Source organism: Brachybacterium sp. Marseille-Q7125, from assembly GCF_023062615.1.
In the GTDB taxonomy this organism is placed as follows: domain Bacteria; phylum Actinomycetota; class Actinomycetes; order Actinomycetales; family Dermabacteraceae; genus Brachybacterium.
Map to the genome: position 1 here is coordinate 24,008 of NZ_JALLAL010000008.1, position 23,534 is coordinate 47,541.

At 69.6% G+C, this 23,534-nt stretch carries 19 protein-coding genes; 10 read left to right on the plus strand and 9 right to left on the minus strand.

Translation table 11 applies throughout. The features are described from left to right. The 4 genes from MU407_RS03630 to MU407_RS03645 are packed head-to-tail and all read left to right on the plus strand — an operon-like array spanning nucleotide 1 to nucleotide 4,531. Nucleotides 1-1,842, plus strand: coding sequence for a dipeptide/oligopeptide/nickel ABC transporter permease/ATP-binding protein (locus MU407_RS03630; protein WP_246955433.1), 1,842 nt, complete (start codon nucleotides 1-3; stop codon nucleotides 1,840-1,842). Continuing rightward, nucleotides 1,839-2,705: an ATP-binding cassette domain-containing protein gene (locus MU407_RS03635; RefSeq protein ID WP_102235597.1), complete on the plus strand. Its 867-nt coding sequence runs from the start codon at nucleotides 1,839-1,841 to the stop codon at nucleotides 2,703-2,705. Before MU407_RS03630 ends, MU407_RS03635 begins: the two co-directional genes overlap by 4 nt. Further along, on the plus strand, nucleotides 2,705-3,679 hold the full coding sequence (gene murQ / locus MU407_RS03640) for an N-acetylmuramic acid 6-phosphate etherase (RefSeq protein WP_246955477.1): 975 nt from the start codon (nucleotides 2,705-2,707) through the stop codon (nucleotides 3,677-3,679). The genes MU407_RS03635 and murQ overlap by 1 nt, the downstream gene beginning before the upstream one ends. Before the next feature lie 12 nt (nucleotides 3,680-3,691). Next, a complete protein-coding gene (locus MU407_RS03645) occupies nucleotides 3,692-4,531 on the plus strand; it encodes a MurR/RpiR family transcriptional regulator (protein ID WP_102235596.1) in 840 nt (279 codons plus the stop codon). A 15-nt stretch (nucleotides 4,532-4,546) separates the two neighbouring features. Here the strand turns inward: MU407_RS03645 and MU407_RS03650 are convergent, their stop codons facing one another. The 9 genes from MU407_RS03650 to MU407_RS03690 form a co-directional block, all read right to left on the minus strand. Next, nucleotides 4,547-5,986, minus strand: coding sequence for an amino acid permease (locus MU407_RS03650; RefSeq protein ID WP_246955435.1), 1,440 nt, complete (start codon nucleotides 5,984-5,986; stop codon nucleotides 4,547-4,549). 72 nt (nucleotides 5,987-6,058) lie between these two features. Further along, complete coding sequence (locus MU407_RS03655; protein ID WP_246955437.1) at nucleotides 6,059-6,343, minus strand: hypothetical protein; 285 nt, start codon at nucleotides 6,341-6,343, stop codon at nucleotides 6,059-6,061. Nucleotides 6,344-6,477: 134 nt separating this feature from the next. Next, nucleotides 6,478-6,948, minus strand: a complete 471-nt coding sequence (gene rplI, locus MU407_RS03660) for a 50S ribosomal protein L9 (protein WP_246955439.1) — start codon at nucleotides 6,946-6,948, stop codon at nucleotides 6,478-6,480. Nucleotides 6,949-6,965: 17 nt separating this feature from the next. After that, a complete protein-coding gene (gene rpsR, locus MU407_RS03665) occupies nucleotides 6,966-7,202 on the minus strand; it encodes a 30S ribosomal protein S18 (RefSeq protein WP_015777137.1) in 237 nt (78 codons plus the stop codon). Nucleotides 7,203-7,265: 63 nt separating this feature from the next. After that, complete coding sequence (locus tag MU407_RS03670; protein ID WP_102235593.1) at nucleotides 7,266-7,823, minus strand: single-stranded DNA-binding protein; 558 nt, start codon at nucleotides 7,821-7,823, stop codon at nucleotides 7,266-7,268. Nucleotides 7,824-7,865: 42 nt separating this feature from the next. Continuing rightward, nucleotides 7,866-8,156 carry a 30S ribosomal protein S6 gene (rpsF, locus tag MU407_RS03675; protein WP_102235592.1) on the minus strand — a complete coding sequence of 97 codons (291 nt, stop codon included), beginning with the start codon at nucleotides 8,154-8,156 and terminating at the stop codon, nucleotides 7,866-7,868. A gap of 256 nt (nucleotides 8,157-8,412) precedes the next feature. Further along, nucleotides 8,413-8,625: a hypothetical protein gene (locus MU407_RS03680; RefSeq protein ID WP_246955441.1), complete on the minus strand. Its 213-nt coding sequence runs from the start codon at nucleotides 8,623-8,625 to the stop codon at nucleotides 8,413-8,415. A 14-nt stretch (nucleotides 8,626-8,639) separates the two neighbouring features. Continuing rightward, nucleotides 8,640-11,096, minus strand: a complete 2,457-nt coding sequence (locus MU407_RS03685; RefSeq protein ID WP_246955443.1) for a transglycosylase domain-containing protein — start codon at nucleotides 11,094-11,096, stop codon at nucleotides 8,640-8,642. Nucleotides 11,097-11,301: 205 nt separating this feature from the next. Continuing rightward, nucleotides 11,302-12,717, minus strand: a complete 1,416-nt coding sequence (locus MU407_RS03690) for a CCA tRNA nucleotidyltransferase (protein ID WP_246955479.1) — start codon at nucleotides 12,715-12,717, stop codon at nucleotides 11,302-11,304. A gap of 157 nt (nucleotides 12,718-12,874) precedes the next feature. On the opposite strand from MU407_RS03690, the gene MU407_RS03695 reads away from it, so the two are divergent. The 6 genes from MU407_RS03695 to MU407_RS03720 all read left to right on the plus strand — a co-directional run bounded on the left by MU407_RS03695 (nucleotide 12,875) and on the right by MU407_RS03720 (nucleotide 21,466). Further along, complete coding sequence (locus tag MU407_RS03695; RefSeq protein ID WP_246955445.1) at nucleotides 12,875-15,073, plus strand: DUF6049 family protein; 2,199 nt, start codon at nucleotides 12,875-12,877, stop codon at nucleotides 15,071-15,073. Next, nucleotides 15,070-16,791, plus strand: a complete 1,722-nt coding sequence (locus MU407_RS03700; protein ID WP_246955447.1) for a lipid II flippase MurJ — start codon at nucleotides 15,070-15,072, stop codon at nucleotides 16,789-16,791. The genes MU407_RS03695 and MU407_RS03700 overlap by 4 nt, the downstream gene beginning before the upstream one ends. Nucleotides 16,792-16,863: 72 nt before the next feature. Beyond that, a complete protein-coding gene (locus MU407_RS03705; protein WP_246955449.1) occupies nucleotides 16,864-19,341 on the plus strand; it encodes a hypothetical protein in 2,478 nt (825 codons plus the stop codon). Further along, entirely contained in the window at nucleotides 19,338-19,880 is a 543-nt protein-coding gene (locus tag MU407_RS03710; protein ID WP_246955451.1) for a hypothetical protein, read from the plus strand. The genes MU407_RS03705 and MU407_RS03710 overlap by 4 nt, the downstream gene beginning before the upstream one ends. Before the next feature lie 150 nt (nucleotides 19,881-20,030). After that, nucleotides 20,031-21,098, plus strand: a complete 1,068-nt coding sequence (trxB, locus tag MU407_RS03715; protein ID WP_246955453.1) for a thioredoxin-disulfide reductase — start codon at nucleotides 20,031-20,033, stop codon at nucleotides 21,096-21,098. Between the two features lie 8 nt (nucleotides 21,099-21,106). Further along, nucleotides 21,107-21,466 (plus strand): hypothetical protein, encoded by a 360-nt coding sequence (locus MU407_RS03720; RefSeq protein WP_246955455.1) that lies wholly within the window; start codon nucleotides 21,107-21,109, stop codon nucleotides 21,464-21,466. The last annotated feature ends 2,068 nt before the right edge of the window (nucleotides 21,467-23,534 follow it).

Here is a 23,534-nt window from a genome sequence, read left to right on the forward strand (position 1 = left end):
ATGAGCCGTATCTCCCGTTTCATCCCCACCTCGGGCAAGGTCCGGGCCGGGCTCGTGATCGTCATCATCTTCGTGCTGATCGCGATCTTCGGGCCGATGATCACCCCCTACGGTCCGCGCGCCTCCGGTCCCGAGATCCTCTCCGGCCCATCCGCCAAGCACTGGTTCGGCACCACCCAGCTGGGGCAGGACGTCTTCTCCCAGTTCGTGCACGGCGCCCGGGTCTCCCTGCTGGTGGGCCTGTTCGCCGGGGTGTTCTCGCAGATCATCTCCGTGGTGGTCGGCCTGATCGGCGGCTACCTGCGCGGCACCGTGGATGACATCCTGTACATCCTCACCTCGGTGTTCCTGGTGATCCCGGGGCTGCCGCTGCTGGTGGTGCTCACCGGCTGGCTGCCCACCCAGGGCATGGTCTCCGTCGCGATCGTCATCACCATCACGTCGTGGGCGGGTGCGGCCCGTGTGCTGCGCGCTCAGACCCTCTCGCTGCGCAACCGCGACTTCGTCGAGGCGGCGCGTGCCACCGGCGAATCGCGGCTGCGGATCATCTTCGCGGAGATCCTGCCCAATGCCCTGCCCATCGCCGTCAGCGGCTTCATCTTCTCGGTGATCGGCGCGATCCTCGCCGAGGCCGGGCTGTCCTTCCTGGGCATCGGCTCGCTGACCACCACCAGCTGGGGCTCCATGCTGTACTTCGCGCAGAATGCGCAGGCACTGCGCATCGGCGCCTGGTGGTGGTTCATCCCGCCGGGCTTCGCGATCTCCGCGATCGGCGCCGGGCTGGCGCTGATCAACTTCGGCATCGACGAGTACGCCAACCCGCGCCTGCGCACCGAGCGCTCCCGGGCGAAGTCCGCCCGGCCCGGTCTGCTGGCCGCGGCGGGCGGCGGCAGCACCGAGGTCTCCAGCACCGCCGGCGGCGCCGAGATCTCGGTGGAGACCGCCCCGGCCGGGGAGGCTCCCGTGGACGCCGAGGAGGTCGACCAGCACATCGCTCCGTCGATCCGCCCGGTGCAGGTGCCCGGCGAGCCGATCATCACGGTGGAGAACCTCGTGGTGGACTACCCCTCCGCGGAGGGCACCACTCGCGCGGTGGACGATGTGTCCATCACCCTGCATCGCGGGGAGCTGCTGGGCCTGGCCGGTGAGTCCGGCTCCGGCAAATCCACCCTCACCAACGCCATCACCCGCCTGCTGCGCAATCCCGCGAAGGTGGTCAGCGGCTCGGTGACCTACCACCGCGATGAGGAGTCCGGCGGCGGGGACGTGGACATGCTGGCCCTGGACCCCGAGTCGCTGCGGGCCATGCGCTGGACCGAGATTGCCATCGTGTTCCAGAGCGCCATGAACGCCCTGAACCCGGTGATCACCGTCGGCGCCCAGTTCGATGACGTGATCGCCAAGCATCGTCCCGATCTCAGCGCCTCCGAGCGCCGGGCGATCGCCCGGGACCGGCTGGTGAAGGTGGGGATCGACCCCGACCGCATCACCTCCTACCCGCATGAGCTCTCCGGCGGAATGAAGCAGCGGGTGGCGATCGCGATCGCCCTGGTGCTGGACCCGGACGTGATCATCATGGATGAGCCGACGACGGCCCTGGACCTGCTGGTGCAGCGCGAGGTGCTGGACCAGATCATGGCCCTGCGGGAGACCTTCGGCTTCGCAATCATCTTCACCACGCACGACCTGTCGCTGCTGCTGGAGATCTCCGATTCGATCGCCATCATGCAGCGCGGGAAGCTCGTGGAGTACGGGCCGGCGATGGACGTGTACACCGCCCCGGGCCACCCCTACACGCGGATGCTGCTGCAGTCGCTGTCCAACCTAGGAGCACAGCTGTGAACGTCCCGACCTCCGCGCCGGACACCACCCCGTCGGCCACTCCGATCCTGCGGGCGCAGAACATCGTCAAGGACTTCCGCGGTCCCCGGAAGGGCCTCGCCCGCACCACCTTCCGTGCCGTGGACGACGTCTCGGTGGATCTGCATCAGGGCCGGGTCACCGCCCTGGTGGGCCAATCCGGCTCCGGCAAGTCCACCATGGGCCGCATGATCGCGCAGCTCATCCCGGTCACCTCCGGGCAGATCCTGCTGCACGGCAAGGACGTCACCGGCATGAAGGGCGCCCGGTTCCGGCAGTACACGAAGACCGTGCAGATGACCCTGCAGGACCCCTTCTCCTCCCTGAACCCGGTGCATCGGATCTCCTACACGCTGGGCCGGGCCCTGACCATCCACGGCAAGGCCAAGGGCGCCGATGAGGTGGAGGAGAAGTCCCTCGACCTGCTGCGCAAGGTGAACCTCGATCCGCCGGAACGGTATCTGCACCGCTACCCGCATGAGCTTTCCGGCGGCGAGCGCCAGCGCATCTCCTTCGCCCGTGCTCTGGCGGCGGAGCCGGAGGTGCTGGTGGCCGATGAGCCGGTGTCGATGCTCGATGTGACGATCCGCAAGGAGATCCTGGACCTCATGGACGGCCTGCGCCGCACCGAGGACCTCGCGATCCTGTACATCACGCACGATCTGGGCTCGGCCCGCACTTACTCCGACGACACCCTGGTGATGCACCGCGGTGTGGTGGTCGAGCGTGGCACGAGCGCCGCGGTGATCGATGATCCGCAGCATGAGTACACGCAGCGCCTGCTGGCCGCCGCCCCGAACCCGCGGCGCCGCCGGGAGGGTGCGGCCGGCGGGAGGCACGCGTGATGGTGGCACGGATCGACGTCGACGGCGGCCCGGGTCGTACGGGGGCACCCGACGGGGAGCGTCAGACGGCGCGTGAGGATGAACGGCTCGCGGAGCTGTCCACCGAGAGCCAGGATGAGCGGCTCGCAGACCTGGACCGCCGCTCCACCATCGGCGTGCTGGAGGCCCTGAACGACGCCGAGGCGGAGGTTCCCGCCGCGGTGCGCCGCGCGCTGCCGCAGCTCACTGCCCTGGTGGATGCGACGGCGGAGCGGCTGCAGGCCGGTGGGCGCCTGCTGTACGTGGGCGCCGGCACCTCGGGCCGGCTGGGCGTGATCGACGCCGCCGAATGTCCGCCCACCTTCCATACCGACCCCGAGCTGGTGCAGGGCCTCATGGCCGGCGGCCAGGGGGCGATGTTCGTAGCCGTCGAGGGGGCGGAGGATGACCCTGAGCTCGGCGCGGCCGATCTCGCCGCGGTGGCGGTGGGCCCGCGGGATGTCGTCGTCGGGATCACCGCGAGCGGGCGCACCCCGTATGTGCGCGGCGCGGTGCGGGCGGCCCGGGAGGCCGGGGCGCTGACCGCCGCCGTGGTGTGCAATGCCGACAGCGTGCTAGCCACCGAAGTGGATATTGCGATCGAGGCCGTGGTCGGTCCGGAGGTGCTCACCGGGTCGACCCGTCTGAAAGCCGGTTCGGCGACCAAGCAGGTGCTGAACATGCTGTCCACCGCGGTGATGGTGCGCCTGGGCCGAGTGCATGGCAATCTCATGGTGGACGTGTCGGTGACCAATGAGAAGCTGCGGGCGCGCGCGGAACGTCTGGTCGCGACGATCACGGGAGCCGATGCGTCCGCTGCCGCTGCGGCCCTGCGCGCCGCGGATGACCGGGTCAAGACGGCCGTGGTGATGCTCGAGCGCGACACTGATCGGGCCGGGGCGGAGAAGCTGCTGGAGGCGGCCGGTGGTCGCCTGGGCGAGGTCATCGACGGCTGAGAGGAGGCCGGGATGAACATCCTGACCCGCATCAACGGGCTGCTGCCGGAGCTGCGGCCGGCTGAGCGTCGGGTGGCCGATGCGATCTTGGCCGATCCCGGGGCGGTGGCCCGCGACACGATCACGGCGCTGGCCGATCGCTGCTCTACATCGGCGCCGACGGTGGTGCGCTTCTCCCGCCGCCTGGGCTTCTCCGGCTACCCGCAGCTGAGGCTGCAGCTGGCCAAGGACGTCGGGATGATGGAGGCGCAGCAGGAGGAGGAGATCCCGGAGGATCCCGAGCAGCCGCTGCTGGGCGTGGTGGCCCGCATCCGCAGCGCGAACGTGCAGGCGGTGCAGGAGACCGCGGGGACGCTCGACCTGGCGGCGCTGCAGCGGGCGGCTGCGGCGGTGGTGGAGGCGCGGCGGATCACGCTACTGGGCATCGGTGGCAGTGGGGTGGCGAGCCTGGACCTGTACCAGAAGCTCACGCGCCTGGGGCTGCCGGCTGCGCGGGTGAGTGAGCGGCATGAGGCCCTGACCGTGCTGGCCCTCGAGCGGCCCTCGGATGTGGTCATCGCAATCTCGGATTCCGGGGGGACGGTGGATGTCATCGAGCCGGCGAAGCTCGCCGCCGAGCGCGGTGCGACGGTCATCGCGATCACCAACCATCCCGCCTCGATGCTCGCCGACCTGGCCGAGGTGGTGCTGGTGACGGCCTCGCGGGAGTCCGCGCTGCGGCCCAGCGCCATGGCCTCCCGCACCGCGCAGCTGATGGCGGTGGACTGCCTGTTCGCCGCGATCACCGCGATCGATCCGCAGGCTACCGACGAGGCGCTGGACGCGAGCTTCCGCGCGATCGCCCGCCTCTGACCGGCGGACGCGGCCTCAGCGCATCCCGTCGGCCTCGGCGAAGGCCGCCTCGATGTCCGCCGGGTCGATGCGGTGGCGCACCACCAGCACGTACAGCAGCGTCGCCACGGCGATCGCGGGGATCCCCACGGCGGCGGCGATCATCATGCTGGGGCGCACGAAGATGGTGCCGAGGATCGCCGCGAGACCCAGCAGCCCCACCCCGGCGGTGATAACCCCGCCGGGCATGCGGAACGTGGCCCCCTCGGTGCCGCGGCGGCGGTAGGCGATGAAGGTGATGAGGATCAGCGCCCACACCGTCAGCACTGAGAACACCACGAGGCTCATCATGTAGCCGAACACGCCGCCGACGCCGCTGAAGGCGAGGGTCGCGGCCAGCAACAGACCCAGCGAGCTGATGGCGATGCCCACCAGCGGCACCCCGCGCAGGGTGGTCAGGGCCATCGGCCGCGGCGCGAGGCCATCGGAGGCCAGGGAGTGCATGATGCGGCTGCCGGCATAGAGGTTCGCGTTCGCGGCGCTCAGGGCGGCGATGAGCACCACGGCATTGGTCAAGTGCGCCGCGCCGGGCACCCCCAGTTGGTCGAACACCATGACGAAGGGGCTCGTGGCAAGGTCCTCGCCGGTGGTCGCGGCGGTCCGCCAGGGCACCAGGCACAGCACGATCGTGATGCAGGCGACGTAGAAGATGGCCAGGCGCACCACGGTGGTCCGGGCGGCGGTGCGGATGGAGCGGGCCGGGTCCTTCGCCTCCGCCGCGGTGATGGACAGCAGTTCGATGCCGCCGAAGGAGAACATCACCACCGACAGCGCGACCCACACGGCGGACCAGCCCATCGGGGCGAAGCCCCCGTCGGCCGTGAGGTGGGTGAACCCGGCGGCGGGGGTGCCGGGCAGTCCGGTGAGCACCAGCAGCGCGCCCACCAGGATGAACACGACCACGGCGATGACCTTCACCGAGGACAGCACGAACTCCACGATCCCGAAGGAGCCGACGGAGGACAGGTTGATCCCGATGATCACCGCGGCGAACAGCAGGATCCCGGCCCACAGCGGTACTCCGGGCACCCAGTAGGCCAGGTACGCCGCGCAGGCGACGACCTCCGCGCCGGTCACGCACACGGTGACGATCCAGTACAGCCAGCGCGAGAGGTAGCCCCAGAACGGGGAGAGGTAGTGCGCGGCGAGGGTGCCGAAGCCGCCGCGGACGGGGTGCCGGGACGCCATCTCTCCCATGGCCAGGGCGATCGTCGCGGCGATGAGGGAGCCGATCGCGAAGGACACGATGACGGCCGGGCCGGCGATGCCGATCGCTTCCCCGGAGCCGAGGAACAGCCCGGTGCCCAGCGCCGAGCCCATGGCGATCATCGCCATCTGGCCGTGGCCCAGGGACCGGGCCAGGCCGAATCGGCCGGCGGTGGCGGGGGTCGAGGAGGTGGGAGCGGGGGTGTTCACCCGCTCGAGGATACGAGGTCGCGGCGCGGCGGGGGTGCCGGCGCGTTCGCGTGCAGGCCGCAGCCCCTCGCGTCAGATCTGATCGCGGTACGCGTCGATCGCGTTCTTGGCGTCCTTGAGGCCCGCGCCGGTGTGCTCGCGGTAGACCTTGATGGCCTCGATGTACTTGCCGTCCGCGACGAGACGCTTGCACTCGGACCGTATGCTGCCGGCACGGTCCTCGCGGAGCCGTGCGAGCTCGATCCGATCGAGGCCGGCGCGCTCACCGAGCTCGAGGACGAGGGACTCGAGGTCCCGCACCTGGGCCTGGAGCGCCCTGATCTGCTTCTGGTCCTGCTCACTGCGTGGTCCGAACATGGTCTGAGCCTATCAGGAGGCCCCGCGCACCATACCCGCCCTCCCGGCGCTCGAGCACCGCTGACGGCACGACGGACGACGCGGGAGCACCCACCCGGAGGTGGATGCTCCCGCATCGTCACGTGGAAGGCGGATCAGGCCTTCGCGGCGCCCTTGGCGGCCACGACCTGGACCACGAGGTTCGCGAAGATGTCCTCGTGCAGGCGCACGGTCGCCTTGTGCTCGCCCAGCGAGCGGATCGGGCTGGCGAACTCCACGGTGCGACGGTCGATGTCCTTGTCGAACATCTCCTTCACACCCTCGGCGACCTCCTTGGAGGAGACCGCACCAAACAGGCGGCCGTTCAGGCCGGCGCGCTCAGCGATGACGAGGGGCTTGGACTCCAGGGTCACCTTGAGCGCCTGAGCCTCCTCGAGGCTCGCGATCGCACGCTTGCCGCGGGCGGCGCGCATCTGGTCCAGCTGGCGCTGGCCGCCCTTGGTCCACGGGGTGGCGAGACCGCGGGGCAGCAGGAAGTTGCGCGCGTAGCCGTCCTTGACGTCGACGACATCACCGGCGGTGCCAAGGCCGGTGACCTCGTGGGTGAGGATGAGCTTGGTGGTCATGTGCTTCCCTTCCTCGCTCAGCGACCGGAGGTCGAGTACGGCAGCAGGGCGATCTCGCGGGCGTTCTTCACGGCCTTCGCGATCTTGCGCTGCTCCTGGACGGTGACGCCGGTGACCCGACGGGCGCGGATCTTGCCGCGGTCGGAAATGAACTTGCGCAGCAGCGCGGCGTCCTTGTAGTCGACGGTCTCCAGACCGGCGGCCTTCAGCGGGTTCTGCTTCTTCTTCGGCTTGCGAAGAACAGGCTTGGCCATCGTGGTGCTCCTTCTTTCTACGGGGAGCCCGGGCATGCACCCGGGATGGAATGGAATGGGGGATCAGAAGGGCGGGTCGTCGTATCCGCCCTGGTTGCCGCCGCCGGCCCACGGGTCGGCGTCGGGCTGGCCCTGCGGGCCGCTGTTCTGGTAGCCGCCGGCGCCACCGCCGTAGCCTCCCTGGCCACCGCCGGCGTTCCCGCCGCCGTAACCGCCCTGGCCGCCGCCGAAGCCGCCGCGACCGCCGCCACCGCCACGCTGCACCTTATTGGGCTTCGCGGTGGCGTAGCGCAGGGACGGGCCGATCTCATCGACGTCCAGTTCGATGGTGGTGCGGTTGTTGCCGTCACGGTCGGTGAACGAGCGCTGCTTGAGGCGGCCCTGCGCGACGACGCGGGACCCCTTCTCAAGCGACTCGGCCACGTTCTCCGCGGCATCGCGCCAGATGGAGCAGCGCAGGAACAGCGCCTCGCCGTCCTTCCACTCACCGGACTGGCGGTCAAAGGTGCGCGGGGTGGACGCGATGGTGAAGGACGCGACCGCAATGCCGGACTGCGTGAAGCGCAGCTCGGGGTCAGCGGTCAGGTTGCCGATCACGGTGATCACGGTGTCGTTCGCCATGAATGCTCCTCAGAAGGTGGGGGTGTCAGCAGCGGCCTGACGTCACTTGTCGTCCAGGCGCATCAGCTTGGTGCGCATCACGGACTCGTTCAGACCCAGCTGACGGTCGAGCTCCTGGGCGGTGCTCGACTTCGCGGTGAACTGCAGGACGATGTAGAGGCCCTCGGACTTCTTGTCGATCTCGTAGGCGAACTTCCGCTTGCCCCACACGTCGACCTCGTCGATGGTGCCGCCCTCGTTCGGGATCACCTGGACGAGCTTCTCGAAGGTCCCTGCGACGGTCCGCTCATCGACGGACGGGTCGAGGATGACGACCATTTCGTACTTGCGCATGTTCTGGTACCCACCTCCTGTGGTCTTTCGCGGCCACGGTCTCTCCGTGGCAGGAGGGTTCATGCCATCCGCCCCGCGGCGTCGGCGACGTGCGGAACGGACCGGCTCAGCCTACCGGGCCGGTGGGACATCGGCCACGGCGGGCGGGCGGGATCACACGGCAGCGCGCGTGGGCCGCCGGGCGCGGGGACGAAACGGGCGCCGACGCGACAGCGCAGGGGCACGTCGGCTTCGACGAGGAGCTCTGACCGGGAGCTCAGCGGCGTCGGCCGCGTCCGCTCATCGCCTGCTTGACCCGGGCGTACCAGCCGCCGGTGGCGATACCGCCGCGCACCCCGCCGCCGGCCACCACACCGGCGGTGCGGCCCTGCAGCTGCGTATGGCAGCGCTCGCACAGGTAGCGCCCCGTGATCGAGGTGTGGATGCGGCCGCGGATGCGGCCCTTGCACTGCTCACACATGGCGGCCATGTCTCTGTGTCCTCTCAGCCGATGCCGGCAGCCTGCTCCTCGGCCGTCGGCTTCTCCGTGGGCTTACCCCGCCCGCCACCGCCGCGGCCGGGTTTATCGCCATTGCCCGGCGGATCGGAGGGCTGCTCCTCCGTGGGCTCCGGTTCGGGCTCCTCCGTGGGCTCCGGCTCCGGCTCGTCGGTGGGCTCCGGCTCCTCCGTGGGCTCCTCCTCGGTCGGCTCCTCCTCGGTCGGCTCCTCCTCGGTGGGCTCCTCCGTCGGCTCCTCGCTCGGTTCCTCCTCCTCGGGAGGCGGAGCCTGGGCCGGCTGGGGCTGCGGGGAGGGCTGGCTGCGGCTGCGGATTTCGTTGTCCAGCGGGACCGCGGGCGCAAAGTCGATGAACTCCTGGCCCTCGAGCGAGCGCGACATGATCTGGCCCCAGACGCTGGTGGGCCAGGTGGAGCCGGTGATGTACTGCTCGCCGCCGAAGGGGGTCAGCGACTGCTCCGAGCCGTCCTCGCCGGGCTGGAACATGGCCACGGCGGTCACCAGCTGCGGGGTGAAGCCGACGAACCAGGCCGAGCGCATCTTCTCGGAGGTGCCGGTCTTGCCGGCCACCGGACGCCCGCCCATGATCCCCTCGAGCTTGCGGGCCGAGCCGACGGTCGGCGGCCCCTGCAGGGCCACAGTCGCATTCGTCGCCACGTCCTGGTCCATCGCGCGCTTCTCCTCCTTCTCGTGCTCGTAGCGGGAGGAGCCGTCGGGCCGGGTCACCGACTCGACGATGTAGCGCTCGCGGTGCACGCCTCCGGCGGCGAGGGTGGCGTAGACCTCCGCCATCTCCCCGACCGTCGGTGAGGCGGAGCCCAGCACATTGGCCGCGTCCTCGGTCAGGCCCGGGGTGTCCTCGGGCAGACCCAGCTCGACGGCGACATCCCGCGTGCGCTGCGGGCCGATCTCGAGGTTCAGCTGCGCGTAAGCGGTGTTGATCGAGCTGGCGGTCGCACGCTCCAGGGTGACGGTGCCGTAGGAGGCGTTGGCGAAGTTGTTGACCTCCCAGCCGCCATCGAAGGTCTGCGGGGAGTTGCCCTGCCAGAGCGAGTCCAGCGGGTAGCCGTCCTGCAGCGCGGCGATCAGGGTGAAGGTCTTGAAGATCGACCCGGCCTGCATCCGCGACTGCGTGGCGTCGTTCTGCGCCTGCTTCACGTAGTCCGGCCCGCCGTACATCGCCCGGATCGCCCCCGTCGCGGGATCTAGGGTCATGGTGCCGACGCGATTGTTCTTGGGGCGGTCATCCGGGAGATCCTTGACGGCGTCCACGCTGTGCTTCTGCATCTCCTTGTCGATCGTGGAGATAATGGTGAAGCCGCCGGTGTCGATCTCCTCCTCGGTGAAGCCCTGCTCCAGCAGCTCCTTGCGGACCTCCACGAGCAGGTAGCCCTTGGTGCCGCCCAGCTCGTTCTCGCTGCTGGGCTTGGCGGTCTCGGGGAATTCGAGGGCATCGCCCTCGGCGGGGGTCATCTGCTCGAGGTTCACCTGGCGGGTGATCACGCGATCCCACAGGGAGACCGCCTTGTCCTGATCGTTGGCGGGGTCATAGGCCGACGGGGCCGGGATCACGGCCACCAGCAGTGCGGCTTCGGCGTCGGAGAGGTCCTTCGCGTCCTTGTTGAAGTAGGCCTGGGCGGCTTCCTGCACACCGTAGGCGCCGCGGCCGAAGTAGATCGTGTTCAGGTAGCGGGCGAGGATCTCTTCCTTGCTCAGCTCCTGATCGATCTTCAGCGCCATCACCATCTCGCGCATCTTGCCCAGGTAGGAGGTGTTGGTGCCGGTGTGGTACCGCTCCACGTACTGCTGGGTGATCGTGGAGCCGCCCTGCCGGGCGCCGCCGGAGAGGTTGTTGATCAGGGCTCGCACGATGCCGCGCGGGGAGATCCCGCGGTTCTCGTAGAAGGTCGAGTCCTCGCTGGCCACGACCGCCTGCTTGATGTTCTCGGGGATCTCGTCGGCGGGGATCTCGGTGCGGTTGATCTCGCTGAAGCGCCCCATCTCCGTCTCGCCGTCGGCGTAGTAGACGCGGCTGGACTGGGCGAGGGCGAAGTCGCTCGGAGCGGGCACATCGGTGTCGTTGTACAGCCACACGGCGAAGCCCAGGCCCGCCAGGACCATGAGCGCGAGCGCCCCGGCGATCATCCGCAGGGAGGGGATCCAGCGCCAGGGGTTCTTCGCCCCGGCGCGCGGGTAGTTCAGGAAGTTCTTCTTCTGTCGGCGAGCCGCTGCGGAGCGTGTGCTCGCGGCGCGTTTGCCGGTGCTCTGGGCGCGGGTTCCGCGGGCGGCGCCGCCGGCCGAGGCGGCGCGCTTGCCTGTACGGCTGCTCCCCTTGGGGCTCTGCGCGGCCCGTGGGCGGGAGGACTGTCCGGAGCGCTGTGCGGAGGCACGGCGCACGCCGGCGGCGCGTCGCGCGCTTCCGGACGAGCGGCGGGAATCGCTCATGTCAGCTGTGCTCCTACGGGTCGGTGAGAGGCGGGCACGGCGGTGCCCAGTCCCTCAGTATGCGCACGCTGTGCACACGGGCGGAATGCTAGGGCGGCGAAACACACAGGGTGTGCACGTTCCATGCGGCCCCGCTCACATCGGGCCACGCCGGGCCGAGGGCACCGCCGCCTGCCTGGTCCCGCGCAGATTTCGCGCAGTGTCCTCACTGCGCGGAGCGGGCCTCCCACCAGGCACGCAGCTCCTGCTCGGCGCGCTCTGCGCCCAGCGGCCCATGCTCCATCCGCAGCTCGAGCAGATGCTTGTAGGCCTCGCCCACTTCGCGGCCCGGGGGGATCCCCAGCAGCTCCATGATGGTGTTGCCGTCCAGGTCGGGACGGATCTTTCCGATCTCCTCCTGCTCGGCCAGGTGGTCGATCCGGGCTTCGAGCTCGTCGTAGGCACGCGAGAGCATGCGGGCCTTGCGGCGGTTGCGCGTGGTGACGTCGGCGCGGGTGAGCCGGTGCAGGTGCTGCAGGAGGTCCCCGGCGTCGGTGACGTAGCGGCGCACCGCGGAGTCGGTCCAGGGGTTATCGGCGTAGCCATGGAAGCGCAGGTGCAGCTCCACCAGGCGCGCCACCTTCTTGGTGGTGTCCTTGTCGAAGGTCAGGGCCTTCATACGCTTGGCGGTCATCTTCGCACCGACGGTCTCATGGAAGCGGAAGGTCACCACCCCGCCGGGCTCGAAGCGCCGCGTAGCGGGCTTGCCGATGTCATGCATGAGCGCGGCCAGGCGCAGCACCAGGTCGGGGCGCTCGCACGGCCCGCCGGAGCCGACCGGGGATTCGAGGTCGATCGCCTGGTCCAGCACCGTCAGGGAGTGCTCGTAGACGTCTTTGTGGTGGTGGTGCTCGTCGATCTCGAGCTGCAGGGCCGGCAGCTCGGGCAGCACGTGCGCGGCCAGCCCCAGCTCGGTCATGAGCTCGAGTCCGCCGCGGGGGTGGGCGCCCAGCATGAGGCGCACCAGCTCCTCGCGCACCCGTTCGGCGGAGACGATGGTGATCCGTTCGGCGAGCTCCTCGATCGCATCGGCCGTGGCGTCCTCGATGCGAAAGCCCAGCTGGGAGACGAAGCGCACCGCGCGCATCATGCGCAGCGGGTCGTCATCGAAGGACTGCCGGGGGTCCACGGGGGTGCGCAGAAGGGTGCGCGAGAGGTCCTCGAGGCCATGGAAGGGATCCACGAGCTGCAGGGATGGCAGGCGCACCGCCATCGCGTTGACGGTGAAGTCGCGGCGGGACAGGTCCCCCTCGAGCGTGTCGCCGTACTGGACGGCGGGTTTGCGGGAGGCGGGGTCGTAGCTCTCGGTGCGGTAGGTGGTGACCTCCACCTTCACGCCGTCGCGGGACGCGCCCAGGGTGCCGAACTCCCGGCCCATGTCCCAGATCGCGCCGCCGCGGTTCCAGCGCCGCAGGATCGCCTCGGTGTCATCGGGACGCGCGGAGGTGGTGAAGTCCAGGTCGGCGCTGCTGCGCCCCAGCACCGCATCGCGCACGGGCCCGCCCACGAGCGCCAGCTCATGCCCGGCGGCCTCGAACTCCCGGCCCAGCGCATGGATCTCCTCCGGCAGGGCCTGGAACATGGAGGCCGCACGGGTGCGGGCGGTGGCCAGGTCGGTCATGCGGGGTCCTCGTTCAGGTCGGGGCCGATGGGGTGCTGCGGGGAGAGACTGCGGTGGGGAGGCGGAGGTCTCGTGTGGCCTCCGGCCTCCTACGGTAGCCGCCGCTTAGAGTGGCCCCATGCCGTCCCCTACGCCGTCCGTACGCCCGGTGCTCGCGGCGCTGCTGACGGCCCTGCTGCTCGTTCTGGCGGTGCCGACGGGCCTGCCGGTGAGCCTGGTCGGCACAGCTCAGGCGGCACCTCCCCGGCAGGAGCCGGGCGCCCCGGTGCACCTGGACCTGGTGGAGCTCTCTCCCACGTCACTCGCCCCCGATGGGGTGCTCGAGGCGCAGGTGGAGGTGACGAACACCTCCTCGAAGCCGCTCACCGACGTGGATCTTGAGCTGCGCACCCGCACCCCGCGGGTGACGGATCGGGCGCTGCTGGCGCAGTGGCAGGAGGACACCCAGCCCGATGCGGTGGGGGCGCCGGTGTCCACCTCCGCGGCGCACACCATCCAGCCGGGCGAATCCACGGTGCTGACGGTGCGCACGTCGGCGAAGAAACTGGGCTATTCCCCTGAACCGTACTTCTGGGGCACCCGCCGGGTGTCGCTCACGGTGGTCAGCGAGGACCGTCCACTCGCGGCGCTGCGCAGCTTCGTGGTGTGGCGGCCCGCGGACGCCGAAGAGGAGATCACCCAGTCGGTGCTGCTGCCCGTGACCAGCGCCGATGATGTCCCCCTGGCGATCCGTCCCGAGGTGGACTGGTGGCTGGATCCCGCGCTGCTGGAGGCTCCCGCCCGGGCGATGGATCCGACGCCCCCCAGCGATGGCGGCGGCGCGCAGGAGACCGCGGACCCCCTCGGCACCGTGACCTACGCCCCGGATCCCGCTGCCGTCACGGCCGCCGAAGAGCTCACCGCTGCAGCCCCGGGGCGCACCATTCTCGCCCGGCCCTACGCCCAGGCGGATCTCGTGTCGTTGCAGCAGGCGGGAACCGGCCCGCTCACCGCGGCGGTGCAGCAGGCTGATGCCCGAGTCCGGGACCAACTGGAGGCAGATCTGACGGGGCCGACGACCGGCCTGCCGGCCGCGAGCGCCACGGCGGATCTGATCGATGCCCAGATTCGTGCGGGCGCGAAGGCCCTCGTGCTGCCTTCGGCGGCGCTGCGGGCGGATCCGGCGAGCAACACGACCCCGAGCTCGATCGGCCAGTACACCTCCGAGGCCGGGTCCGTCCCGGTGATCGCCCCGGATCCCGAGCTGTCCACCGAGTTCACCCTACTGACCGCTGAGGCGGACACCGAGCAGATCCGCCAGCGGCTGCTGGCGGAGACGGCGACGATCGCCTCGGAGTACACCGATTCCCCGCGTCACCTGGTCATCGCCCCCAGCGCTGAGGCGGGCCTGGATACGCAGGCAGCCGAGCAGGTGCTCGAGGCGATGCAGGAGGCCCCCTGGATCCGCGCCGGGCGCACCGACGCCCTGCTGGAAGCAGCCCAGCAGGAGACCTGGACCACGAGCCCGCTGGGTGATGAGGAAAATCTGCTGGCTCTGGGCAATGTGGGCCCCATCGATGTTTCGGCCGCGTCTCCCGCCCCTGAGGGGCGCTGGCAGCACATCGATCAGCGATCTCATCCGAGCCCGCTGGATCCGCAGCGCCTGCAGACCCTGTCGCGGACCGAGGAAGAGCTGGTGGCGCTGGGCGAGGTGATGGAGGACCAGACCGCCCTGGAGGAGCCGCGGCGGAAGATCCTGGAGGGCCTGGCCCGCCGATGGCGCACCGATCCGCAGGGGCATGCCCAGCACATCGAGGACGTGACGGAGCAGGTTGCCGCGCTGCGCGGGGAGATCGCGGTCGTTCCGGCGTCCGGCTACAACGTCATCTCCGATACCGCCGGGGTACCGATCACGATCACAAACCGGCTGGACACGCCCATCACCGTGCGCCCGCTGGTGACCTCGGACAAACCGCTCGTGCGCATCGCCCCGCCGGATCCCGTGGTGGTGCCCGCCGGCGGTCAGGTGGATGTGATGGTGGAGGTCGACGCGATCGCCAACGGATCGGTCACCCTCACCACGGTGGTGGCCACGGCCGATGGGCGGCCGCTCAGCGAGCCCGTGAGCACGCCGCTGACCGTGAATCCCTCCTGGGAGAACTGGACCACGTTGCTGCTGGTCATCGCGATGGGGGTGCTCGTGGTGGTGGGGGTGCTGCGAGCCCGCCGCGTCGGGTCGACCACCCGGGCGCCGGGGGTGGCCGGACCCGAGGATCCCGAGGAACTGGCCCGCTCCGGCCGCTCCACCCCTGACACCCACTCGAAGGAGACTCGATGAGCCGGACGATCCGCGTGCAGCATGTGCCGCGCCACCGGCGACAGGGCACACCCTCCAGCCGCTCCACGCTGCTGCGGGCCAGCGCCCTGATGGCGGCCGGTTCGCTCGTCTCACGCCTGCTGGGCTTCGTGCGGACATTCCTGTTCGGTGCGATCCTGGGCGGCTCGATGTCGGCGGCGGCCAATGCCTTCAGCGCCGCCAACACCCTGCCGAACACGATCTGGCTGCTGGTGGGCGGCGGCACCCTGAACGCCATCCTGGTGCCGGCGATCGTGCGGGCGGTGAAGCGGCCGGACCGCGGCAGCGACTACATCTCGCGCCTGATGACGCTCGTGGCGGCGGTGTCGCTGGGGCTGACGCTGGTGTGCCTGCTGGCGGTGCCGCTGCTGCTGACGCTCACCAGCGGCCTGCTGCCCCCGGTGACGTATGCGCTGGCCGTGCAGCTGGGCTACTGGATGATGCCGCAGATCTTCTTCTCGGCGCTGTATGTCATGTGCGGTCAGCTGCTGAACGCGCATGATTCCTTCGGCCCTTACCAGTGGGCTCCGGTGCTCAACAATCTCGTGGGCATCCTGGGGGCGGGCATGTTCCTGGCCGCCTGGGGGACGGTGGGCGATCCGACGCAGTGGACGCTACCGATGGTCCTGGCGATGGCGGCGATCAATGTGGGGGGATCGGCCGCGCAGGTGCTGTTCCTGTTCTGGTACGTCAAGAAGCTGGATCTGCGGCTGCGGCCGCGCTGGGGCTTCCGCGGGCTGGGCCTGGGGAAGCTGGGCCGGATCGGCCTGTGGGCCCTGGCCATGCTGGGCCTGGGGCAGCTGGGGGTCTGGGCGTCCCGCTGGGCGACGGGAGGGGCGGTGGCCGCTGCCGAGCGTCTGCAGGATTCCCCGGAGCAGGCGGCGAACTATCCGGCGCTGCTGACGATGGAATGGGCGTTCATGGCGTTCATGATTCCGCAGGGGATCATCGCCGTGGCCGTGGTGACCGCCGCGTTCCCGGCGATCTCCCGCAGCGCGGCGGAGGCCGACCACAGCGCCGCTCTGGCTCGCTACCGCGAGACGAATCGTCTGCTGGCGGTGCCGATGATGCTGTCCACAGCCGTGTTCGTCGCGCTGGCCGCGCCGATCATGTGGGTGATCGGCGGTGGCACCGGGGAGATCGCGGCCCGCGCCAACGGGACCGTGTTGGTGGCGTACATGCTGGGGCTCGTACCGTTCGCGGGGCTGTACCTGGTCAAGCGGGTGTTCTACGCCTACGAGGATGCGCGCACGCCGTTCCTGTGCCAGGTGCCGATCACCGCGATCACGCTGCTCTCGGTTCCACTGATCCTGACCCTGGTGGATCCCCGGCATGCCGCGATGGCCGCGGCGGGCGCCACCACGCTCGGGAACATCGCCGCCTGGGTCATGGGCCTGTGGCTGCTGCGGCGTCTGGCCGCCCGGCATGGCGCCGGCACCTCCGGGACGGCGCAGAGTGCGCTGGTGTTCGTGAAGCTGGGTGGCGCCGCGGTCCTGGCCTGGGCCGTCGGGGCCGTTCTGGTGCGACTGCTGGAGGGGCCGATGTGGCAGCACCGCATCCTCGCCGTCGTGCTGGGAGCAATGGTGGCCGTGGTGATGACGGCGGTGTTCACCCTCGTGGCGTGGATGCTGCGGGTGCCGGATGCGCGGCGCCTGGTGAACATGGTGGGCCGACGGGGCAGGGCGCTTCTGCGCCGCTGATCCACGGTGACCTCGTAGCATGGGCGGACGTCGACTCCCACCCTCGACGGCCACAGCACAGAAGGATGGTCGGTGAACACGAACTCGCAGCAGGATGCCCTGTCTACGCGATGGACGCTGGAGGGCCGCATCCCCCTGTCCCGGGTGGCCGAGGGTGCCGAGTGGCGCCGGGCCCGGGTGGTGGATACCGACGAATCGGTGGTGCTGTTCATCGTGCGCGGCCAGGCCGCCGCGGAGACAGCCGACGCGGTGCGGCGCGCCTACCTGGTGGAGGATGCGCGGCTGCTGCCGGTGCGGGAGATCGAGGCACCGGATGATGAGCTGACGGTGGTGGAGTACCCGTTGCCTCCGGCACCGCCGCTGGCTGCGCTGCTGAGCAAGGGGGCGCTGCATCCGGAGACGGCTCGCGCGATCATCGGCGAGGCGGCCGCGGGGCTCGAGGTCGCTCGCCGACGCGGGGTGCGTCACCAGTTCCTGGATTCCAATCGCGTGTTCGTGGACACCGCCTCCGGGGAGGTCGTCGTTCTGGGGGTGGGGGCCGAGGCGGCCTCGCATCCGGGTCTGGATCGGTCCCGGGAGGTGGCGTCGTTCCAGGACACGGCGGCGCTTGCGGCGCTCCTGTACCGGGCGCTGACGGGCCGCAGCCCGCGCCGCGGGGAGGGCGGGACGGTGCCGCGGCCCTCTGCGGTGACCGCGCAGGAGATCCCGCCGGATCTGGATCTGCTGTGCGATGCCGTGCTCAATGAGTCCTCTGATGACATGCCGGTGACCACGCGGTCTCTCATCGAGGAGCTGCGGCCGTGGCAGTCGATCCCGGTGACGCTCGAGGCCTACGGGTCGCGGCAAGAGACGGCGGCACAGCCGGTGGCGGGACCCACGGAGCCGGCGGCAGGAGCGCAGCCGGCTGCCGAGGCGCCGCCGGAGCCCCCGGCTGAGCAGGGGCCCGAGGCCCCCCAGGAGCCCACGGCCCCGCAGGAAGCTGAAGCGCCGCAGGCCGCGGCGCCGCAGGGACCCGCTTCGGCACCGACGGGTCCGCCGCCCGCTGTGCCCGCTGCGGCAGCTGGCGCAGCCACGCTCGCCGGGGCCGCGGCCGCTGCTGCGGCATTGCCTGGCGCACCAGATGCGACCGGCTCCCCCCAGGAGAAATCGACGGACAGCACCGCGGCGCCTGGGACCGTGGCCGAGCACTCCACCGACGCGGCGCCGCCAGATCAGGATCCGGCAGAGGATACGGCTGCCACAGCTCCGCCGACTGCAGCAGCAACAGAGCCCGATGCTGCGCCGAGCCCGGCCGCGGAGGGGGCCGATGCGGCAGCCGCCGCAGAGTCCTCTCGCGCCGCGAATGCCCTGGTCCAGGAGCTGCATCTGACACAGAAGCGCAGCAGCAGCCCGTTCCCGGGGCAGATGTCGATCTCTCCGCAGCAGCCCGCTCCCGCCATGGACCCCGCTCCGGCGACGGACGCGGAGCCGGATGCGACAGCGGACGCGGGGGCTGCCCCGGCGCAGACCACCGGGACGTCCGTCGCCACGGCTCCCACCGACGAGCCCCCGTCGGCCACCTCACCAGAGCCTTCCCCCGAGCAGCCACCATCGGCCACCCCTCTCGCCGCAGACGGGGCAGCCGCGGCCGCCGCCGTGCCCTCCCCGGCCGCCACGCCGACGGCATCTCCGACGACGCCGCCCACTGAGGACGAGGATGGCCCCACCCCGGCCGCCGCACCGGAGCCGTCGGGCCCGATCGTGGTGCACGGACGCGATCGGTCGGTGCTGGAGGAGACGGCACCGTCAGCCGCGTGGGCGGGCGGTCGCTCGTCCCTGCTGCGCGACGTCGTGGGGGTCGCCACCGATGCGGATGACCCGGACACCTTTGCGCTGGGCCCGCAGGATCAGGAGCGCCGGTCGCTGCAGTCGCAGTGGATCATCGCCGGTGGCGTCATCCTCGTGATGCTCGCGCTGGTACTCGCCATCACGACGGTCACCCGCGACCTGCCCTCGATCATCGAGGATCCACTAGCCACCTCGGAAGCCCCCAGTGAGGAGCCGACGGCAGATGAGGAGACCGGGGAGGCTCCGGTTGAGCCCACGGCCGAGGAGACCGAGGAGGAGCTGCCCGCGGCACAGCTGGCGAGCGTCGAGCTGTTCACCCCGGGCGGTGACGAGGTCGACAATGCGGACCAGCAGGATCGGATCCACGACGGGGATCCCGCCTCGTTCTGGTCCACGAAGTACTACGCGACTCCGGACTACGGCGGTCTCAAGGATGGAGTGGGGGTGCGCGTCCACCTGGCCGAGCCCTCCGAGCTGAAGGCGGTCACGGTCACGACGGCCAAGAACACCGGCGGCACCCTCGAGCTGCGGGCGGTGAACGACGATGGCAGCCTCGGTGACGTGCTGACCAGCGGAAGCTTCGCCGGTGACGGCGAGGTGCGACTAGATCTGCCCGAGCCGCTCGAGACCGAGCAGGTCGCGCTGTGGATTCCTGAGCTGCCGCCGGACAGCGACCAGGCGGGGAACTTCCGCGCCCGTATCGCGGAGATTCGCGTCGAATGAGCGGGGTGCGTCCGCCGCGCCACCGGCCGGGCACGCTGCTGGGCGTGCCACTGCCCGTGGTGCTCGCGGCCCTGGTGATCTCCGGGCTGCTGGGAGTGCAGCTGGCCGGGGCGCTTCAGGAGTCCACGGCCGGCTCCGGACGCTCGGCAGCAGCGTCGGTGGATTCCGTGGACGGCGCGGGGAAGAATTCGGCCGGTCTGCCCGTTGTCACTGAGACAACGCTGGGCACGGAGGTGCAGCGGCTGGTGGATTCCGGCTCCATCCAGCCGCTGACCACGTTCGATGCGCCCGGATGCCTGCAACGGCTGGGCGTGCATGATTCGATCCTGATCATGGAGGAGGTCGCCTGGGGTGGGGACGAGACACCCAGCTGGCTGCTGGTGCATGGCCCCACCGACCGCGAGACCCTGCAGGCCGCGGGCGGCATCATCTCCGCCACCGTGGTGCTGCCGGGCTGCGGAGAGACCACCTTTGGGGCCGATGCTCCAGCGACCGAGGACCTGATCTGGTCCGGTGACGTCATGATCGGCTCACTCTGACCCCCGCCCCTGACCGCTCGTATCCTGTGGCATTCGTACCTTCGGCACCCGAGCCTCTGGCCCTCCCATCCCGTGAGCACCTACTGCGTCTGACCACTCGCCCCCACCGAACCCACCCATCGTTCTTAGACCCGGAAGGACAATCCCTCCATGACCCAGCCCATCCAGGCCCTGAACATCCTCGGCACCTCGGCGACTCCCGCCGAGCCGCAGACCGCGCCGGTCGCCGCCGGGGAGCAGGCAGGCCCCATCCATGAGGTGATCATCGTCGGCTCCGGTCCGGCCGGGTACACCGCCGCCATCTACACAGCCCGGGCGGAGATGAAGCCGCTGGTGATCGCCGGGGCTCTGGATGCGGGTGGGGCGCTCATGACCACCACCGATGTGGAGAACTTCCCGGGTTTCCCGAGCGGGATTCAGGGCCCGGAGCTCATGACCCAGATGCAGGAGCAGGCCGAGCGCTTCGGTGCGGAGGTGATCTACGACGATGCCGTCGAGCTCGAGCTCGAGGGAGAGGTCAAGCAGGTGGCGCTGGCCGATGGCACGGTGCATCGGGCTCGGGCGCTGATCCTCACCACCGGCTCGGCGTACCGCAAGCTCGGAGTGGACGGCGAGGAGGAGCTCTCCGGCAAGGGGGTGAGCTGGTGCGCGACCTGCGACGGGTTCTTCTTCAAGGATCAGGACATCATCGTGGTGGGCGGCGGTGACAGCGCTGTGGAGGAGGCGACGTTCCTGACCCGCTTCGGGAAGTCCGTGACGCTCGTGCATCGTCGGGATGAACTGCGGGCTTCGAAGATCATGGCGCGCCGCGCGGAGGCCGATCCGAAGCTGCAGATCCTGTGGAACACGGAGATCGCGCGGATCAACGGCACGGAGTCGGTGCAGTCGGTGACGCTGCGGGACACCGTGACCGGTGAGGAACGCGAGCATCCCACCTCCGCGGTCTTCGAGGCGATCGGGCATCTGCCGCGCACCGATCTGGTGCGCGGAAAGCTCGAGCTCGACGATGAGGGATACATCGTGTGCCAGGGGCGGGGCACCTACACCTCGGTGCCGGGCGTGTTCGCGGCCGGTGACGTCGTGGATCACACGTACCGCCAGGCGATCACCGCGGCGGGCACCGGCTGCCAGGCCGCTCTCGACGCGGAACGGTGGCTCGCGGACCAGGATGCTGAGGATTCCGCGGAAGCTCAGGGGACCGCGGCCCCGCAGGCGTGAGTGCGTCTGTGGCGGAAACCGAGGCCGACGACCGGGTCGTCGTTCTGGTCTCCGCCGACTGGGCGGGCCCGTCACGTCCGGCCCCGACGGTGCTGCGGGAGCTTGCGCGGCGATGGGGAGAGGGCCGACGCACTCTACTCATCGAGGATCCCGATGACGCCGTGCTCGACCAGCTGCAGGTCAAGGTGCTGCCGACGTGGCTGCTGTGCGCCGCGGGAGAAGGTCCGCAGACGATTCCCAAACTTTCCGGCACGGCGAGGAACGGGGAGGACGCCGTGTGGGAGGGACCCTGGCAGGTCCTCCACCGACGGGATGGGGCGCTGCCGAAGCATGCGGTGGATGCGGAGTTCGGTCCGGGCTCGTCATGAGACGGTGCGCAGCCCCGGGGCCGATGTCCGCACCGGGGCCGTCATGGGCGCACGCGGTATCGCGCGGAGGGGGGCCGCGGTATCGCGCGGGGGGCGCACGCGGTGCCGCGCCGACGGCGCGTCACGGTTCGTGCCCGGGTAAGGCCACCCTCCTAGCACTGCAGCCCTGAGCGCTGCGGTGAGATTTTGTGGGCCCCGGGCAGACGGGGCGCGAGGCTGCTGTCAAATCCACAGCGCGTGTCCCTGCGACGTGCTGCGATGCTCCATCCACAGCGTCTTCCACACTGTTATCCACAGTGCTGGACGGGCCTGTCCACACAGCTATCCACAATCGGGTGTGGATAGTGCGAGAGATGTTTCGTTCTAAGAACCTCTCGCACAAATACCCTGACCAGTGCTGATGAACAGGTGTGGATACTGTGCTGCCGATCTGGTGACGCGGAAGTCCTTCGCTCATACACAGTTTCACGTGGTCGGTACGGGCACACGAGAGCCACTTATCCACACTGCTGCGCACACAGTGTGCATGACAGCTCCCGAGAGTCCGAGAACTCTGAACCACCAGACGTCCGGCCGGCCAGCCGCTCAGGTGTATCGATCGTTGCATGCGCCGAGTGAGCATCTGTCACCGCACACATGCCGGGTGCCGGGAGCCAGAGCTGCACCGCGATCTCCCCTCTCCGGGGGAGGAGAAGTTTCACACGAAACGCGACCCTGTTGCGGTCTCACCACGTTCCACAGGAAACCTGCCTGGCGCAGGGTTTCGTTGTACACCCGCAGTCCATCTCCCGTTCACACCGATCATCAGTGCAGGTCATCGTGGCATAGAGGTGATCTGTCGGCATCCTTGAGCCTGAGACACCGGATCGGTAGGTGCACCGAGGGCGACACCGTATTCGCCCGGCGCCTGCTCTGATGCTATGGACTATCGAGCGGGGCTGTCCGCAGAGGGCTCGGCGCTCGAGATCCGACTCTCTCAACCCGCCGGTGGTCCATAGAGGACCCATGTCTGGGGAGTGATAAGGAGGTCGGTTCCCCGTGAAACCCGAGGCTAGACATCTTCCTGACGGTCCAACAATTTCTGTATCAATGAAGGCTGCGGGCTTTTCTCCTCGGGGGCTCCCATCGCCCCTGCCCTCTTTCAGGTGCTCTTAGTCATCACGGAGACCGGTGACAGTCAGGCATGAACACCGCGCGAGCCTACCTGCAGGCCGGTTCCAAGGGTGACGCCCAGGGGCCGACATTCCCTCTGGCTCCTTGCGGTTCTTCTGGTTTCACGCGAAACCATGCCATGCAGCACAGTATGCGGCGTCGGGCGCTCGATCACCGGCAGTGCCAATGTCTTGCGCGACTCTCGGAACCCGAGAAAGGGCCGATGCGGCATACTCCACAGTGAGTTTACGCGAAACATTGCATCGACGGCGTCCTCTCAGCGCCTCAGAGCGCAAGGAGAGTGAGAGGCACATACCCGTCCGCCCAACGCCCAGGGCATGCGCAGCCGTGTCTCGCTACACAGCACGGCGTTTCACGGGAAACACTCACAGCCTCCTAGCACCTGACATCGCCGCAGCCAAGAAGGCATTCTCGTGGATCAACCTCTCAGGCACACACATCACGCGGTGCCCGTCGCGTGCCCCTCAAGGATGTCTACACATGCCCACGCTTCTCACACCTCACTGAGCGCGCGAGTGAGGCGTGACCACCCGTTAAGCCACGTCGCACGGCACGTTTCCCGTGAAGCTCCGTGACTTGGAGGCTTCGTGCCAATCACGTGCACCATGTACTCCATATCGGATCACCGTTGAGTCTGTGCTACGGCGCACTCCTGTCCGTGCCACTACGGGATGAGCGGGGATCATCCTCTCGAGGGCCTCGGGGCGCAGTTTCACATGAAACAGCGCTGACAAACCCGCTCGCAGACCTCTTGCGCGGGAACCCGACACGCAGTGTGAACCCTCATGGCCCCTCGCATCAGTACCGCGTCGCCGACTGTTCCCGCTGCTGGGTTTCACGGGAAACACTGTGGAAACCCATCCCGACCGAGACCGTATTGACTGCGGAGACTTGA